Annotated in this window: 15 protein-coding genes; 6 read left to right on the forward strand and 9 right to left on the reverse strand. The window is 50.9% G+C overall.

Translation table 11 applies throughout. The features are described from left to right. Positions 1-87: 87 nt before the first annotated feature. A complete protein-coding gene (locus INT21_RS07085) occupies positions 88-969 on the reverse strand; it encodes a pirin family protein (RefSeq protein ID WP_193060972.1) in 882 nt (293 codons plus the stop codon). 247 nt (positions 970-1,216) lie between these two features. Between INT21_RS07085 and INT21_RS07090 the strand changes: the two genes are divergently transcribed. Next, positions 1,217-2,947: a mechanosensitive ion channel family protein gene (locus tag INT21_RS07090; RefSeq protein ID WP_193060971.1), complete on the forward strand. Its 1,731-nt coding sequence runs from the start codon at positions 1,217-1,219 to the stop codon at positions 2,945-2,947. Positions 2,948-3,040: 93 nt separating this feature from the next. Here the strand turns inward: INT21_RS07090 and INT21_RS07095 are convergent, their stop codons facing one another. Next, positions 3,041-3,826 carry a glutamate racemase gene (locus tag INT21_RS07095; RefSeq protein ID WP_193060970.1) on the reverse strand — a complete coding sequence of 262 codons (786 nt, stop codon included), beginning with the start codon at positions 3,824-3,826 and terminating at the stop codon, positions 3,041-3,043. A 236-nt stretch (positions 3,827-4,062) separates the two neighbouring features. Here INT21_RS07095 and INT21_RS07100 point away from each other — a divergent pair, with 236 nt between their 5' ends. Then, a complete protein-coding gene (locus tag INT21_RS07100) occupies positions 4,063-4,224 on the forward strand; it encodes a hypothetical protein (RefSeq protein WP_193060969.1) in 162 nt (53 codons plus the stop codon). Positions 4,225-4,280: 56 nt separating this feature from the next. Here INT21_RS07100 and INT21_RS07105 read toward each other — a convergent pair whose 3' ends face one another. The 4 genes from INT21_RS07105 to INT21_RS07120 form a co-directional block, all read right to left on the reverse strand. After that, entirely contained in the window at positions 4,281-4,772 is a 492-nt protein-coding gene (locus INT21_RS07105) for a RidA family protein (protein ID WP_226912518.1), read from the reverse strand. Between the two features lie 43 nt (positions 4,773-4,815). Beyond that, complete coding sequence (locus INT21_RS07110) at positions 4,816-5,217, reverse strand: c-type cytochrome (RefSeq protein ID WP_226912517.1); 402 nt, start codon at positions 5,215-5,217, stop codon at positions 4,816-4,818. A 12-nt stretch (positions 5,218-5,229) separates the two neighbouring features. Next, the gene (locus INT21_RS07115) at positions 5,230-6,816 is read right to left on the reverse strand and encodes a flavin monoamine oxidase family protein (RefSeq protein WP_193060967.1); all 1,587 of its coding nucleotides are present in this window, start codon (positions 6,814-6,816) and stop codon (positions 5,230-5,232) included. Positions 6,817-7,351: 535 nt separating this feature from the next. Beyond that, the gene (locus INT21_RS07120) at positions 7,352-10,525 is read right to left on the reverse strand and encodes an acyl-[ACP]--phospholipid O-acyltransferase (protein ID WP_193060966.1); all 3,174 of its coding nucleotides are present in this window, start codon (positions 10,523-10,525) and stop codon (positions 7,352-7,354) included. Positions 10,526-10,659: 134 nt separating this feature from the next. Between INT21_RS07120 and INT21_RS07125 the strand changes: the two genes are divergently transcribed. Next, complete coding sequence (locus INT21_RS07125; protein ID WP_193060965.1) at positions 10,660-11,391, forward strand: helix-turn-helix domain-containing protein; 732 nt, start codon at positions 10,660-10,662, stop codon at positions 11,389-11,391. A 27-nt stretch (positions 11,392-11,418) separates the two neighbouring features. Here the strand turns inward: INT21_RS07125 and INT21_RS07130 are convergent, their stop codons facing one another. After that, the gene (locus tag INT21_RS07130) at positions 11,419-12,354 is read right to left on the reverse strand and encodes a LysR substrate-binding domain-containing protein (RefSeq protein WP_193060964.1); all 936 of its coding nucleotides are present in this window, start codon (positions 12,352-12,354) and stop codon (positions 11,419-11,421) included. Between the two features lie 97 nt (positions 12,355-12,451). Between INT21_RS07130 and INT21_RS07135 the strand changes: the two genes are divergently transcribed. Then, positions 12,452-13,381 (forward strand): DMT family transporter, encoded by a 930-nt coding sequence (locus tag INT21_RS07135; protein WP_193060963.1) that lies wholly within the window; start codon positions 12,452-12,454, stop codon positions 13,379-13,381. Between the two features lie 86 nt (positions 13,382-13,467). After that, on the forward strand, positions 13,468-14,331 hold the full coding sequence (locus INT21_RS07140; RefSeq protein WP_193060962.1) for a putative RNA methyltransferase: 864 nt from the start codon (positions 13,468-13,470) through the stop codon (positions 14,329-14,331). 161 nt (positions 14,332-14,492) lie between these two features. On the opposite strand, the gene INT21_RS07145 is transcribed toward INT21_RS07140, so the two are convergent. Next, the gene (locus tag INT21_RS07145) at positions 14,493-14,699 is read right to left on the reverse strand and encodes a cold-shock protein (protein WP_009722287.1); all 207 of its coding nucleotides are present in this window, start codon (positions 14,697-14,699) and stop codon (positions 14,493-14,495) included. Positions 14,700-15,063: 364 nt separating this feature from the next. Between INT21_RS07145 and INT21_RS07150 the strand changes: the two genes are divergently transcribed. Beyond that, complete coding sequence (locus INT21_RS07150) at positions 15,064-15,537, forward strand: nucleoside deaminase (protein WP_095602597.1); 474 nt, start codon at positions 15,064-15,066, stop codon at positions 15,535-15,537. 151 nt (positions 15,538-15,688) lie between these two features. Here INT21_RS07150 and INT21_RS07155 read toward each other — a convergent pair whose 3' ends face one another. Beyond that, complete coding sequence (locus INT21_RS07155) at positions 15,689-15,841, reverse strand: YqaE/Pmp3 family membrane protein (protein WP_193061014.1); 153 nt, start codon at positions 15,839-15,841, stop codon at positions 15,689-15,691. Between the last annotated feature and the right edge of the window lie 4 nt (positions 15,842-15,845).

Below are 15,845 nucleotides of genomic sequence, written 5' to 3' on the forward strand. Positions count from 1 at the left end.
GGCTATTAAGCCAGCCCAATTGTTACTTCAATAGTAATTACTTCAACAGTAGCTGCTTGAAAAGTTGCTGCTTAAATAGCGACGTCATTAGCTTGGCATGTGGCCAAAGCGGCCGTTGTTAAAGTCTTCTATCGCTTCAATGATGTCACGTTCGCTATTCATCACAAACGGCCCATGACCTACCACTGGCTCATTGAGCGGCTCGCCACTCAGCAGCAACAGGGTTGCGTCATTATTGGCTTCAAGTGTCAGCGCGTCACCCGCTCTTGAAAGCTCGGCTACTTGCGCGTCACGCAGTACCTCTTCGCCATTGACTTGAACCGTCCCTTTTAGCACGACCAGCAGGGTTGTCCATCCATCCGGCTGCGTCAGCGTGGTTGTCTGGCCACCGTTTAGTCGCACATCCCATACGTTCATCGGTGAGAACGTCTGTGCTGGGCCCGCGTGGGCCTTACGGTTGTCATCTATATAGCTGCCGGCGATCACGCGGACGCTCCCAGCTTGATCAGGTAGCGCTGCCACAGGAATCTGGGCATTAAAAATTGCCTGATAGCCTGGCGTCGCCATTTTGTCTTTAGCGGGTAAGTTTACCCACAGCTGAACCATCTCTAGTGTACCGCCTTGCTCTGTAAACGCGGGCGAATGAAACTCATCGTGCAGGATACCCGCACCCGCCGTCATCCACTGCACGTCGCCTGGGCCAATTACGCCGCCTTTGCCCGTTGAGTCGCGGTGCGCCACTTCTCCTTGGTAGACAATCGTGACGGTTTCAAACCCGCGGTGCGGGTGTTGCCCGACACCACGTGGCCGCGTGGTGGGAGTAAAGTCGGCGGGCCCAGCATAGTCCAGTAACAAAAAGGGACTCAACTGCTCGGAGCGTGGGCCATAGGAGAACAGCGAACGCGCCGGAAAGCCGTCACCCACCCAGTGAGGGCGTGGAGCGCTGGTAACACCTACTAACTTTTTCATCGTTTCTCCTTAAAGAGTACGTTGCTGGTTAAGAAGGGTACGTGTTAAGTGAAGCATGTAATAGATAGTGCAACTGAGACTCAGTGTTGCAGTGTTGGAACACTAGATGCTTGCTGGATTGAAGAACGTCGTCTGTACTTTGCTCAACCACTGGCATGGATGCACTGTGTTCAGCGCAGGGCTGGCGGTTTTATTGCCAGTTAGTGGCTGGTTGTTTGGCTCACTTACTTTTAATGACAAGGTTGGTATGAAAAAAAACAGCTTGTGGCCTGTGTGGGTTGTGCTGGTTGTCACTTTGGTGTTTTCCAGCGTTAGCACAGCGCAAACTCAAGGAGATGAGAGCGAAAATGAGCGGTGGTTCGCTATTGACTCGCTTAACGCAGGGCTAGGAGAGGTGCCGGAAGAGGCTAAACGAATGTCGCCACGGGAAGCGGTCCGTAGCTTTTTAACCTTCACCGAAAGTGGCAATTACGCCTCAGCCGCGCATTTGCTTAATCTAAACGGCATTGATCCAAGTGAGCAGCAGGCGAGGGGAGCTGAGCTTGCGAGGCAGTTAGCGGAGGTACTAAAGCGTGGTGAGTGGCTAAATGCCTCGAATCTGCCGGCTCGCCAAGACGCAGCGATTGAAGACGCTTCTGGTCAGAACCCTTTAGCGGGTTCGCCACGACGAAATATAGAGCTGGCAGCATTAAAAGTAGAAGGACAGGCTTATGATGTTCGGATAGGGCGTTATCGAATCAATGAAGAAGATCCTGTTTGGCTAGTAATGCCAGAGAGTGTGTCGTCTATTCCAGCTCTCTATGAAGAGTATGGGCCTTCAATGCTAGAAAGCTATATTCCAGAACGGCTGAAGGCATCGTTTGGCATACTAAAAATTTGGGAATGGTTAGCGATCCCGGTTTTTTTAATCGCCATTGGCACGGTAGGCATGGTGACTTACTACGTTGTTGGGCTAGTGGCACGTATTCTGCCTTCAGGCGTGTCTACTATTTTCGCCGATCAAATTGGCGTGCCCATGGCGATGATTGTTATGTCGCTGGTAACGCAGATGTTGCTGGACTACGTTGTATCGTTTTCCGCCATTGTGACGACGACGTTCCGCGTATTGTTGATCTCAATTATGGCCTGGGGTGCTGGTACCATTGCACTACGCTTGATCGACACGATCATGCTGCGCATGACACGGCGCTTAGTCGGGGAAATTGACGATACTAAGCCTAAAGATAAACGTCGTCTGTTAACCTCGCTGTATGCTTTGCGCCGCGTGATTATCTTAATCACCGTCATTGGTGTGTCGGTTTATGTACTGGGGCAGATCCAGCTGTTTGAGTCTTTAGGCTTGTCGCTGTTGGCGTCGGCTAGTGTGCTGGCCGTACTGGTAGGTATTGCCGGCCAAGCGGTGTTAGGCAATATCCTCTCTTCTTTTCAGCTGTCGCTTGCCAAGCCTATACGAATTGGTGACTTGGTCATCTTCGAAGGGCAATGGTGCTATGTTGAGGGCATTTTTTATACCTTTATTCGACTGCGCTCCTGGGATGAACGACGTGTCATCGTGCCGGTTACCTACTTTACGTCTAAGCCGTTTGAAAACCTCTCGGTGAAGAGCACTAAAATGTACCGCTTCTTAGAGCTGACGCTGCATTTAAGCGCTGATATTTCTCAAGTGAGGGAGATGTTTTTAGCCTATGCCCAGGAAGAAGATAATGTCATTGAGCATCATAAACTGCTTTGTTATGTGACCAAGCAAACTGCCTACGCGCAAACGGTCACTTGCTATTTAATGACATCGGATCCTATGGCGGGCTGGACGGCCGAGATGAACATTCGCGAGAAAATGTTGGCCTTTATCCGCGATAACCATCCAGAGTGGTGGCCAAGAGAAGTCATGGTTATCAGCCATGAGGATATTGCACGCGGAGATGGACAAGGCAAGCGTTCACAGGACGCGGATAGCTCTGCGGATAAACCGTCTGAGTAGAGGGCAACTAGGCAGCGGCATGTGCCGCTGTCTGGAGTATCAGCTTGTGGGTATTTCATCGTGGTTCACGTTGAAATGTCAGCAGGCCATACGTCATGGTAGCGAGACCACCTCTAACGGGATATCTACGCCGAACTGCTGCAACATACGTTGGAAGGTTTCGACGTTATAGGCATCACTTTCTGTTACTAGGCCACGAATCTGTCCTGTGCCCTGTGTGCCGTTGCCTAGCCCCGCGACAATCGCTTCGGCGGGATCGAGGAAGCGGCAGTTTGGACGCGCCGACTCGAAGTAAGAACGCAACCATGGTAGATGCGTACTTGAAAGCGTCAGAGTATCGATATCAGGATTCTGTTGGAAAACGTCGTCTATAAAAGCAGTGACCGCTTGCTGAGTTGTCTTCGGGTCGAATATGAAGGCACCATTCTCGACAAGTTCCACCATGGAGGAGGCATTGATCAAGCTGACATTATCCGGATTAGGCGCATGGTGAGCGATGAATTGCTTCAGAGGTGAACTTTCGATGAGAGAATGCACCCCCATGATGCCAATCTTGCCAGTTACCGATATGGCAAGCGCTTCTGCGATAGGTGGGTAGACGCCGAACAAGGGGACCAATGTGCTTTGACGAATATCGTCCAGCACCATAATAGAGGGTGCGTTCGAGGCGATAACGATGGCGGAGGGTGTGTAGCTCTCGAGGAAACGTAGCGTACGATGCATAACTGTGAGTAGCTCATCCCGCCCTTTGCTGCCATAAGGAAAGCTCGCCCGGTCAGCGAAATATAAAATATCCTGTTTGGGAAGGCGTTTGTGTATCTCGGCAACAATGGCATAGCTACCGATACCCGCGTCGAAAACAGCGATAGGTTGGTGCATAGCAAGATCCTTGGCGTCAGCTGGTAAATCCTAATGATCCATAATGTTTAAACGCTATGGAAGCGTTATTTCCAGCGACTGCTAAAGAAGGAAAAAATCATATTTCAGGCAAGAGAGGGGAAGGGATAGCTATAGATGCACCCGTTGATCAAACGGCTGAATGCTGGCTCTAGCTTACTGCTCGTTTTTAACGATACAGCTAGCGAAAGGAAATACAAGGACGTTAGGAAATTGTCATGATGAAATCACAATTACAGGTAGTGCAGCGTTTTCTTCCCGATTGGGGCGTTACCTATGGCCCGGCAGGCGATGGCCGTTTTCCGGCGATCGCGCCCTATGCTAGTGCTGTACATAGTGCCTCAGATGTCGTTTGTGGTCTGCTAACAGCTTGCTGTTAAAAAAGCCGACTACTTTTATGTAATCGGCTGTTTTGCTTTCTTTGCAGCCCTGTAGGCTACGGTCGAACGGCGGTAACTTCAATTTCTACTAGCCAACCGGGATTGACTAGTGCATCGACGACCATGGCAGAGCGAACGGGTAGGTTAGGCTGTTCTTCGGTACCGAAGAATTGCGTGTAGCCAGCCATAAAGCCCTGGAAATCGACTGTCTCGCCCTCTGGCGCGACAAGAAACGCCTGCATTTTTATAATATCGCCTACCCCTAAACCTAGGTTTTCTAACTGCGCTTTAATGCGGTTCATTACCGTCACTGTTTGCTCTTCGGTGGTTCCAAACGCTTCTGCACTATTTGGATCGGCATCTTCATTGATGATACTAGGAACGGTGCCACTAAGATAAACCGTCGCACTGCTAGAGGGTATCTCAACCGCTTGTAGGATAGGAAAATCAGAATTGGGAATAGGGTGGCGAATAATGTCTTCCGCTAGTGCAGTGCCAGCATAGGCGGAGAGCAACGTTAGCCCGATAATAGCGTTTCTAAAACTCATCATTTAATTCCTTTTGAATTGCTTGTGGTTGAGTGAAAAAAAGTTAGCGCATACTCGCAATCTGTTCTGCACTAGCTTGGTTGTCAGTGTAATTATTGCCAAAATTGGTGCGGATAAAGTTCACTACCGAAGCAACTTGTTCATCTTCCAATAAGCCACCTAAAGCGGGCATAGCTTTATGACCGTAGATAACCAAGCTGATTGGGTAGGCAGCCGTCATTAAGTTGGGATTGTTAGCAAGCGCTGGGTATTCTCCTGCCCCTTTGGCACCTTGCCCACTGGGCATGTGACAACCGGCACAAACACCTGCATAGATGGATGCGCCGTCAGTTTGTGTCAGCATGGAAGGGTCATCGAACCAGTTGCTCGTATCAATGGAAGTCTCCTGGGCCATAAGTGGCATAGAGAGTAAGAGTGCAGTCATTGAAGTGAATAGTGTTTTCATATCGCGAACTCCTTAAGCCTCTGTAATAGTGGTGTGTAGGCGTTCGACGGCATCCAGAGCGGAGAGTACGGCCCCTTCCATCCAGGCCGGAAGATACGAAATATGCTCGCCTGCCATTAACGTTCGCCCGTCCATTACGGTGGCGTCTTGGTAGTCCGCTTCACGATCTTGCCATAGCCCATAACAGCCCAATGTCCATGGAACACGATGCCATGCCACTGAAGCGCCGGTTTTGAACTCATCGTAATATTGAGGGTGAATCTGCGATCCGTATTCCATGACCTTAGCGATTCGGTCTTCGGGAGAGAGGGCGTTAAATTGATAGGCGTAAGCACCCCATGGGTAAGCAGCTAAAAGCACGCCCGGGCCATCGCTAAACATGTTGTAGGGCGGGTAAGAAATTAGCGTAATAGGCAGGTTGGTATAGCTAATGCCGCCGTAGATGTGTTCATCCTCTTCCCAAAAGCGTCGCTTAAACTCAATGCCCGCTTTGAAGGCTGATGCGTAGGGCATGGAATCAATGATCTTGCTCATACGTGGTGAGAAGTCATGATCAATCTGGCTGAGTACCGAAAAAGGAATGGTGCAGATGCAGTAATCGGCGGTTTCTGTTTGTTCATTACTGCCGCTATCGGCGGAGACCCAAGAGGCTGTTACGCGATTACCTTCGTGGCTAATTCGGGTAACTTTAGCGTTATAAGTGATCAGCTCGCCAACTTGCTCTTCAAACCCTTTAGCAATCATGTCCATCCCACCCACTGGTTGGAAGATGGTGGACTGCATATGCAAGTTATCGCCTGTCGTTAGATTGCGCCAAAGCGTTGAATTCAGTATGTCAGAAAGGGCGTTCACTTGAGATGGCTCAGGCTTTCCATCAACGCCGCCACCTTCAGGGTGCGACCAACCGCGGAAAGAGGAAGACTCACTCCCTGTTACATAATCTAAATTGTCGTTTAGCGCCCCATAGCGTTTGAGTGCGGCAACGAGTTTTTCTGCATCTTCAGCACTAACCGCTTCATCTAGACCCTTTTGATCAACGACTTTGGCAAGTAATTCTGCGACGTGTCCTCTGAAATCAGTGGCCACCTCCTTAAAGCGTTGAGGTTTACCATTAAAGGCCTCTGAGTCATGTAGGTAGGCGTTATAATTTACCTGAATGAAAGGCTCCAGTTTAACTCCGAAGCGTTTGCAGTAATCCAATACAGCAAAATGATCTGACGGGATTCGCCAAGGGCCAGGGTTTAAGTAATTGCCTTCGGCAAAGTCGATATGCTGGGTAAATCCACCTAATTCGGTATAGCTGTCGCCTCCACGTAATGTCCAACAACGGCCTCCGGCCTTATCGCGATACTCGAGAATTTTTACGTTGTAGCCTGCATTACGCAACTCAAAGGCTGCTGTCATGCCTGCTAACCCAGCGCCTAAAATTAAAATGTTGGTATTGTCAGGGGCTCCCTGTAGGTTTAGTCGACCCCGCCAGTTAGACGGTGAAGCAAAACCCATTGTGCTCATTGCGGAATACATTGCCGCCGCCCCTGCGACTGCGCCCACCATGCCTAAAAAAGACCGACGCGTAACACCTTCTGGGTTGAATGACATTGCTACCTCTCTATGAAGTCATAGGCAGGTAACTAGAGTCCATTCAGCTTTTCAGTTTCATCCTATGCATAGCATTAAGAGCAATGTCTTAAGAGCAATGTTTTGAATTTAAGGACTAATCTGCAGGGCTCTAATTATCTAGCCGATATACGGTACATGCAGATATATGCATGTACCGTGCCAGATTTAATAACCCATTGTTTTAACTAATTTAGTTAAAGTTTATAAATGTTATAAGAATCACAAGCGTAGGTGTAAATTCCAGATTAGTGCGCGCCTTTAGGGGTTATCTCTTTTTTGGTGCGAGAAGGGGAGATCGCTTGCGGGTGAGCAGATACCAGACTTTATCCATTGCTGAACGTTACTCTCTTCAATCAGAAAGCCGTCTCGTTAGCTAAAAGCTGTGGCTGTAAGGATGGCCGTTTTAGGCAAACCGCTAATACGTAACTCAGCTAGCCAAGCCTGAATACGAAGCTTGGCTAGCTAAACGCTTTATCCTGTCGGCAACAATGACTTCTATCGAGTTGGCGAAAATCTAAGCATGGCGGCCAATCAGGGTTAAAAAGCCATCTTCATCGATAAACCCTTTATCGCCGGTGACAAACCAGCGTTGGCCATCGAGTTCTTTAATGGCGGCGGCTGTGCGTTTCGGGTCGTTTAGGTAGCCCCGCATCACCTGAGGACCGCTGATCAAAATCATGCCTGCTTCTCCGGTAGGCTGTTCCGCAAAGCTTTCCGGTTCAACGATTTTAAAGCTGGTGCCGGGGAGCGGCATGCCGACGGTACCAGCTTTACTGCCTTGCTGTATTGTCTGGTAATGAGCGCCCAACGAATCCGGTAGATTGACCGATGCCACAGGAGCGGTTTCGGTTGCCCCGTAGCCTTTATAAATTGGCTTATGGAATTTTAGGACGAAGTCGCTGCATACCTGCTCATCCAATGTTTCGGCACTGACAACGACTGCCCGTAGGCTTTCTAGCATGAGTGGGTGCACTTTGGGGCTGTGGTTTAGGTGCTGTAGAAAGTCTGATGTGCCGAACATCAGGGTAGCTTTGTGCTTGGCGACAGAGCTGGCAATACCAGCAGTGTCGTTGGGGGCCGCGTGGCAGACCAACGGCAGGCCTTCGATAAGTGGCAGCAGTTGGGTAACGGTGAGACCAAAGGCATGAAACAGCGGCAGCGAGCCGATCACCACATCGTCATATTGGGTATTAAGCACATCGGAGGTCTGCTTAATATTGGCCATCAGGTTGCGGTGGCTCAGCATGACGCCTTTAGGCTGTCCTTCGCTTCTACTTGGAAACACAATGGCGGCGGTGGCATTGGCATCTCTACTGCGGCAGTAAAGGCGCTGAAGCAGCCACGCAGGTAGCAGGCGAACGGCAAGCCAAGTGCTGACGCGTTCATGGCGTCGGATATCGGCTTGTAGGTCTTCCAGGTAAATCGTCTGAGTATTTGCTAGCCGCTGGCTGATGTTTAACCCTTGTTGCTGGAGTTTTTCGACGAAGTGGCGCGAGGTCAGCACTGTATTGATGTCGGCTTGGGTGAGCGCCGCAGAAAACGCGTCTTCTTTCGCGGTGCCATTGGGTCTGTCGTTAAAATGATAGTTGAGGCTAACCAGTGTTTTTCCAGCCAGAAGTGTTGCCATATTGGCCAGTGCACCCGCGCTGCTATTGGGCAGCAGTAGGCCCACGTTTTGCTCAGGGGTTAGCGTGTGGATGCGCTTTGCAATATGCAGACTGGCGGTAAGTGCTTGGCCTGCCGTCAGCGGGTGGCTAAGGGTATCAGTGAGTGCTTGTGCGCCAAGGTTACGCTTCACGCTACGAATCCAGGCGTCGGGCAGCGAGGGCAGCTCATCGATAGCATGTTGCCACGAGTTAGTTGCTTGTTCGAAGATGCGCCGTTTGAGCACGTCGGCCGGGGTGTCTTTAGGCAGCGGCTTGCCAAACGCAACGACGACTGAGCGATGGAGAGGCGCGTTACGCAGCTCTTTGAGTTTGCTGGATGAGCGAGAAAACTGGCTACCCCACAGGCCGCGCAAGTAAAACGGCACAATACGTACCTCTGGGTTCGCCAGCTTACACGCGCGTTCATAGCCTCGGCGCAGCTCGCCTAGCTGGCCGTTGCGGCTGATCGCGCCTTCGGGGAACAGGCATACCACTTCACCGTTATTCAGCTGTTCGGCAACCGCGGCTAGGGCGTTTTCGGCTCCTGCGCCCCGTTCGATAGGAATACAGCCCAGCGCCTTAAAAAACCAGCGCAAATACCAACGCTGATAAATATCCTTCAGCATGACAAAGCGCACGGGGCGAGGGCTGGCAATTTGCACCATTGCCCAGTCTACCCAGCTGATATGGTTGCCAAGCAGCAGCACGCCGCCTTGGGCGGGCAGGTGCTCTAACCCATGAACATCAACACGATAGCGGCGGGTGAGCAGAAAACTGAGTAGAAAGCGTACTAAGCTTTGCGGCAATTTGAAGATAGTGTAGCCACCGCCCACCATGGCAACGGTCGCCACGAGCAGCAACAGGTAGTGGCTATCTACACCTGCCAGGGCAAACAGCGCGGTAAGCGCCAAGAAACCCAGCATAGACAGATTCTGAATCCAGTTATTAGCAGCCAACACAGTGCCTAGTTCATGGTCTGCCGCATGAAATTGAATCAGTGCATTGAGCGGTACAATGAATAACCCGCCCATCATGCCAATAAATACAAAGTTCAGCGCTTGGCTGATGGGGGTGGTGAGCAGTGGCAGGCACCACAGACCCACCGCAACGCCGACAGCGCCTAATGGAATCAAACCGGTTTCAATACGGTTACGCGACAGCTTGCTGGCAAGCAATGATCCTAACGCAATCCCAATACCGCTAGCGGCAAGAATTCCTTGCAGTACTAAGGTGTTATCAATGCTGAGTGCATCTTTGGCGTAGGCGGGAAACGCGGCGAGCAGCACCTGGCCCACCGACCAGAAAGTCGCAAGACCGATAATTGACAGCCGCAGCACCGGTTGGCGGCCCAGAATGCTCAGGTTGTCTTTGAGTGCGCTGCCTTTGATATAGCGCTGCCAGGTGAGCGGGGTCGTCGAGGGCTGTGCGTTATCCGGTTTCAAGCGATACAGTGCCATCACTTGTATAACGCTGTTCAACACCAGCAGCCAGCCCAGCGGCGCAATGCTGCGTAATAGCTCGCCGGGTGTTTGGGCGCTGGGCAAGATCCAGCTTTCAAACAGCGCGGTAAAGGCCACGGTGCCTGCCAAAATGGCACCAATGGTGACGGCCTGGATAAGTCCGTTAGCTTCTGCCAAGCGGGGTTTGCCAAATAGCCCTTTCACCAAGCCATACTTTGCGGGGGAGTAAAAGGCTGACTGAATTGCCAGTATTAGCGTCATGGCAAACGCCAGCCAAAACCAGCCTTGGTAATAAGCGGCGGTGATGCCCAGTGAAACAGCGACAGCGGCCCAGGCGGAAACCCGGAGAATGCGAACTTTGGGGTAGCTATCCGCCACATGACCTGCGGGGCTGAACAGTAAAATAAACGGCAAAAGGATAAGCCCATTGACCAATGCCGTCAGTACCACCTGGGTTTCGCCATCGTAGCTTTTAAAAATCGTGTTTTGAATGACGATTTTATGCCCTAAATCCACAAAGGCATTCAAGAAAATGGCAATCAGGTAGGGCCAAACACCCGTGATGCGTAGTAAAGGTTGCATGAAATGACGCCTTATAAACCAGAAGTTAGGGCACTTTCGGTAAATGGGGTTAATGTTGCAACTCTGGTGGTTCAAGTTGTGTTATTTGGGCTTTACGGTATCGTTATACGCTACTTTATATGTCTGGAGGTTGTGTGTCTCAGACAAGCGCGCTTATTGATACCTTAAAACGCCAGCTGCGCTCCCAGGGGAAAACCTACGCTGATGTGGCGTTATGGCTTGGGTTGAGCGAGGCCTCGGTCAAACGGCTATTCGCTGAGCAGCACATCACCCTAGAGCGGCTAGAGCGTATTTGCGATCAGCTTAACCTGGAATTTGCTGAGTTGGTGCAATCCATGCAAGAGGAAGAGCACCGTTTGCAGGAGCTGACCCAGGCGCAGGAGCAGAGCATTGTCGATGATCGTGAGCTGTTCTTGGTCGCTGTGTGTGTGATTAACGGCTATCGGTTTGATGAAATTCATCACCAGTACCAGCTCAGTGAGGCGCAGTGCACTCGGCAACTGCTGGCGCTAGAACGGCTAAAGCTGATTGATCTATTGCCGGGTAATCGAATCCGGCGGCGTGTGGCCGCGAATTTTCGTTGGCGGCCTGGCGGCCCCATTCAGCGTTTTTTCCAGCAATATATTGCCACAGAGTTTTTTCAGTCCCGTTTCGATAGCGACAGCGAAAAGCTAATTGTGCTGAATGGCCTGCTTTCTCATGCGGGTAATGCTGAATGGCAACAAACGATGCAGCGGCTGGCAAAAGAGTTTCACGCCCTGTGTGAACGCGAAAGCGGGCTGCCCATTAATCAGCGCTTTGGTACCACCTCAGTGCTGGCTGTGCGTCAGTGGCAATATGCGTTGTTCCAGGGCTATAAGCGGTAAGGCTAGGTTCGACATGCCACGCGGCTATCACGATGTATTGCGAAAGAGTGCTGCTTCCTGCGCTAGCCACTCGGTAAAGCGGCCCACCGCAGGTGGCATTTCCCCATCAGGAGGCAAAATCAAATCATAGGCGAAGGGGGAAATGAGGGGATAGTGCTCTTCAAAAGGGCGCACTAAAACACCGCTTGCAAGCCGGTCGGCAACGAGTGGGTAGCTGGCAAGTACCACGCCTTGGCCGGCAATGGCTTGATCTAAGGCCAGGCTATAGAGCGAATATTGGCGCTGGTTAGGCATTTTACTTATCGCTATCCCAACCGCTTTGAACCAATCGCTCCAGCCTGGGATGTGGCGCTGGTTGGCATGGGTACACCAATCCACGGTGAGTAGCGTCTGTGTTAGTAAGTCGCTGGGCGATTTTATCGTTGCCTGTGCTAATAAAGTGGGCGAGCAAACGGGAAATAGTGTGTCTTCAAAAAGACGTTGGCTAGAGACGCCTGGCCAAGGACCTTGTCCGTAGCGCAGCGATAAGCGCGCCCTGTTTGGCAGCCATAACGGTTGGGTTAGGCGAGACTCGGCATCTAGCGATATTTCTATTTCGCGCTCGTTTGCTTCAAAACGAGGTAAACGAGGCAGCAACCAAAGCTGTAGAAAAGAAGGCGGTGCGCTGATCAGTAAGCGAAAGGCTTGTTCCGAGCGCTCGGTGACGTGCTGTACGCCACTGGCGATACGCAAAAGCCCCGCTTGCACATCTTCCGCTAATATCCGCCCCGCCTCAGTGACACATACTCCATTGGCATGACGTTCAAAGAGCGCCACCCCCAAATGCCCCTCTAGCTGCTTCACCTGACGGCTAACCGCGCCAGAGGTAACGCCAAGCCGATAAGCGGCGGCTTTGAAGCTGTTCTCGCGCGCAGCTTCGGCAAAGGCGCGTAGTGCATTAAGTGGTAATCTTTCAATTCTCATAGCATGAGTTTTCCTAAGCCTAGGCCAGAGAAGTAATCGTTTGTACGAGGTTTCTCTTCCTGGTGCAATAGGCGCCTTAATGTTATGGGAGCGTGCAATGAATACTCAAAGAGTAGCGTCAATTAACGCTAATGACAGCTCTGTAGTGGTATTCCAGCGTAAATCAGTGGATACCACAGCAGCATCACTAATGCTGCTATTTTGCTTGATACTGGGGTTTCAGCAAGTAGCGATTAAAGGTGTGGCTGAGGATATCTCACCCATGGTGCAGATAGCTCTACGCTCCGCTATCGCTGGAACACTGGTCGGTTTACTAGCTTATTGGCGAGGCGTTCGCTGGGCAGATTTGCGCCGTCATTGGATTGCCGGTTTGTTGGTTGGCTTAGGGTTTGCGGCGGAGTTCGCATTTGTTGCCTGGGGGTTAACGTATACCTTGGCATCGCACATGTCGGTCTTTCTTTACACGGCCCCCATTTTTGCCGCGCTTGGCTTACATCTTTGGGTGCCTGGTGAACAGCTGTCTATGCGGCAGTGGTGGGGAGTAGGGTTGGCGTTTACAGGGATGGTGATTGCGATGGCGCCGAGTGGTAGCTATGCCATAGAGATCATCATCGGTGATGCACTGGGCTTGCTAGCTGGACTCTCCTGGTCGGCTACGACCGTTGTAATTCGCAAGACCTCGCTTTCCGAGGCACCAGCAGAACTTACCTTAAGCTATCAACTGGGTATAACGGCGCTGCTACTGTTGCCGGTAGCGGTTATCTCTGGCCAGTTAATGAGCGCGCAGTTTGTTCCTATGGTGGTTGCCAGCCTTGGTTTTCAGGCGCTGGTTATTTCTTTTGGCGCGCTGCTGCTTTGGTTTACGTTGCTGCGCCGTTATCGTGCTTCTCAGTTAGGTGTGTTTTCTTTCTTAGCGCCGCTTTTTGGTGTGCTTTTTGGTACCCTGCTGCTTAATGAGCCGCTTAGCGTCAATTTTATAATTGGTGGGAGCGTTATCTTAGCCGGCATTGTTCTGGTAACGCGCTAACCACGTGGGCCGCCAATGATGGCCTTGCGTCTTTTAATCAGTGAAGAACTGACTTATGGGCCTAACTGTTTTATGAATTATTTTTTATGAATAGCACTCCTTTTCAATTACTAGCCTGTCCGTTAGATGGCGAGCCGCTTCATCTGGCAGGCAGTACTTGGCGCTGCTCTGTTGGGCATAGCTTCGATGTTGCTAAGCAAGGTTACGTCAACTTGCTTCCGGTACAGCAAAAGCGTTCCGCTGATCCTGGTGACAGTAAGCTGATGGTGGCAGCAAGGCAGCGTTTTCTTGAGGCTGGTTACTATCAGCCCATTGCCCAGGCGGTAAGTAAACACCTGTTAAACCATGCTGATGCGCAATCTGCCAGCTCGCTATTTGGCTGCCTGGATGCTGGCTGCGGTGAAGGTTATTACTTGCGTGAGCTATCTCGTGCTGCATCGAATTCGCGGCCACTTTCATTGCTGGGGTTAGATATTTCCAAGTGGGCAGTGCTGTCGGCGGCCAGACAAGATGATAAAAAATCTCCGCTTTGTCGTTGGGTTGTCGGGAGCAATGCGCACTTGCCAGTTCAAGCGGAGACGCTCGACAGTGTGCTGTGTATGTTTGGTTTTCCAGTGCATCACGAATTTGCGCGGGTATTAAAGCCGGGTGGCCTATTGGTGCAGGTTGAGGCAGGGGCGGGGCACCTGCGTGAGCTGAGGGAGGTGATTTATCCCACGCTTAAGCCAGACACGACAAGTGAACGGGAAGTGCCTGAGGGCTTTATCCAGTTGCACACAGAGTCACTTAACTATCAAATAACGCTGGAAGGGCAGGCATTAATTGGTGACCTATTAACGATGACGCCCCATCTTTACCGCGCCAGTCAGGAAGGCCGAGCACGTGCAGCGGCACTTGATGAGCTTACCCTGACGGTAGATGCCAAACTAATGGTGTATGAGCGTAAATAAGGGGTGTTACAAATCCGACCATACTCTCTTTCTGCATCTTTATGCTAACTGTCTTTCATTTTGTCTTTCATTTTCAACATGCAAACGCAACAAGGCCCGCATAAGCGGGCCTTGTTATTCGAACCTGTTAAGGTTCGAGCAAATTCTTAAACCGTTAAGGCTTAGGACATTTGCTTGATGTTAGAAGCCTGAAGGCCTTTCTTACCCTGGGTAACGTCAAAAGAAACGTTAGCACCTTCTTGAAGGGTTTTGAAACCGTCAGACTGAATTTCAGAGAAATGAGCAAAAAGGTCGTCGCCGCCGTCAGAAGGAGCGATGAAACCAAAACCTTTAGTGTCGTTAAACCATTTAACTGTGCCAGTTGCCATGATGTAGATCCTTTCGCGCTAATGCGCCGTAATAAAGTTCCTGGTATTACCCAGATGAATAGTAGCGGGTGAAACAAGGAATACAATATCAGGCTGCCGAAATAGATCGTACACTTCTGAAACCATGCTGCTTGCTAACCAACTGACGCTACAGTGACATGATTTTTTCTTCGGGTCAAAGCTTTTTTATGAATATTTCCTGGGGGGTGGTGTCAGGACAGCGGTTACTTCCACCCCACTTTTCAGGTGCTTGGGGGCTTTACGGTGAGTCAGACCTTCAATGTTAAAAATGGTATCTTTGGCGAAGCACTTTTGAAACGACAACCCTGTCGGTAAGGCACGTTATCAAAACGAGGAGAATCCAATGATTGCCGAACATGAATTGGCATACCTAAAGCGTGCGGTGGCTTTAGCAGAGGAGGCTTTAAATGCAGGGGATGAGCCATTTGGTAGCGTGCTGGTAAATGCCGAAGGTAAGGTGTTAGCCGAAGACCGTAATCGCATTGCCGGTGGAGATTCTACTCAGCATCCAGAGTTTTCGCTGGCCCGCTGGGCAGCGAACCATATGACGCCTGAAGAGCGCTCTAAAGCGACTGTCTATACCTCTGGAGAGCACTGTCCAATGTGTGCAGCGGCTCATGGGTGGGTAGGGCTAGGACGTATCGTTTACGTCAGTTCTTCTGAGCAGTTGGGAGCATGGTTGGCTGCACTTGGCGTAGCGCCACCTCCAGTCGCCCCGCTATCGATTAATGAGGTGGTGCCAGGTTTGACTGTTGATGGCCCAGTGCCTGGGCTGGACGAGCAAGTCCATGCCCTGCATCGCCGCTTGCATGCATAACATCAGGGCCGGGTTTTGAAGGGCTGGGTTTTAATTGTTTGGCAAGGCTCGGTAAGCAATGCATGGCCCAGAAAGACAAACGCCGCCTTGTGCTCGACAAGGCGGCGTTTGTTAAATCGATGCAAAAAAGAGCATCAGTGCTTCAATATGCCTAGTGTTTCAATATGACATAGAAGGCGTGGATGATGCCTGGGATAAAGCCAAACAGCGTGAGAATGATATTCAGCCAGAAATGTCCTTTGAAACCGACCTCAAAAAACACCCCTAGCCTGGATTTCTCATAGTACCTCAGCCAGTACCGCACTCAG

The sequence above is a fragment of the Halomonas sp. 3F2F genome, from assembly GCF_014897805.1.
Classification (GTDB): Bacteria; Pseudomonadota; Gammaproteobacteria; order Pseudomonadales; family Halomonadaceae; genus Vreelandella.

Bases quoted from the DNA above. Each gene is read 5' to 3' on its own strand.
- INT21_RS07105 (WP_226912518.1), bottom strand. From the start codon at position 4,772: ATGAGTTTTAGAAACGCTATTATCGGGCTAACGTTGCTCTCCGCCTAT.
- INT21_RS07130 (WP_193060964.1), bottom strand. From the start codon at position 12,354: ATGAGAATTGAAAGATTACCACTTAATGCACTACGCGCCTTTGCCGAA.
- INT21_RS07140 (WP_193060962.1), top strand. From the start codon at position 13,468: ATGAATAGCACTCCTTTTCAATTACTAGCCTGTCCGTTAGATGGCGAG.
- INT21_RS07145 (WP_009722287.1), bottom strand. From the start codon at position 14,699: ATGGCAACTGGCACAGTTAAATGGTTTAACGACACTAAAGGTTTTGGT.
- INT21_RS07095 (WP_193060970.1), bottom strand. From the start codon at position 3,826: ATGCACCAACCTATCGCTGTTTTCGACGCGGGTATCGGTAGCTATGCC.
- INT21_RS07085 (WP_193060972.1), bottom strand. From the start codon at position 969: ATGAAAAAGTTAGTAGGTGTTACCAGCGCTCCACGCCCTCACTGGGTG.
- INT21_RS07135 (WP_193060963.1), top strand. From the start codon at position 12,452: ATGAATACTCAAAGAGTAGCGTCAATTAACGCTAATGACAGCTCTGTA.
- INT21_RS07120 (WP_193060966.1), bottom strand. From the start codon at position 10,525: ATGCAACCTTTACTACGCATCACGGGTGTTTGGCCCTACCTGATTGCC.
- INT21_RS07150 (WP_095602597.1), top strand. From the start codon at position 15,064: ATGATTGCCGAACATGAATTGGCATACCTAAAGCGTGCGGTGGCTTTA.
- INT21_RS07115 (WP_193060967.1), bottom strand. From the start codon at position 6,816: ATGTCATTCAACCCAGAAGGTGTTACGCGTCGGTCTTTTTTAGGCATG.
- INT21_RS07100 (WP_193060969.1), top strand. From the start codon at position 4,063: ATGATGAAATCACAATTACAGGTAGTGCAGCGTTTTCTTCCCGATTGG.
- INT21_RS07110 (WP_226912517.1), bottom strand. From the start codon at position 5,217: ATGAAAACACTATTCACTTCAATGACTGCACTCTTACTCTCTATGCCA.
- INT21_RS07090 (WP_193060971.1), top strand. From the start codon at position 1,217: ATGAAAAAAAACAGCTTGTGGCCTGTGTGGGTTGTGCTGGTTGTCACT.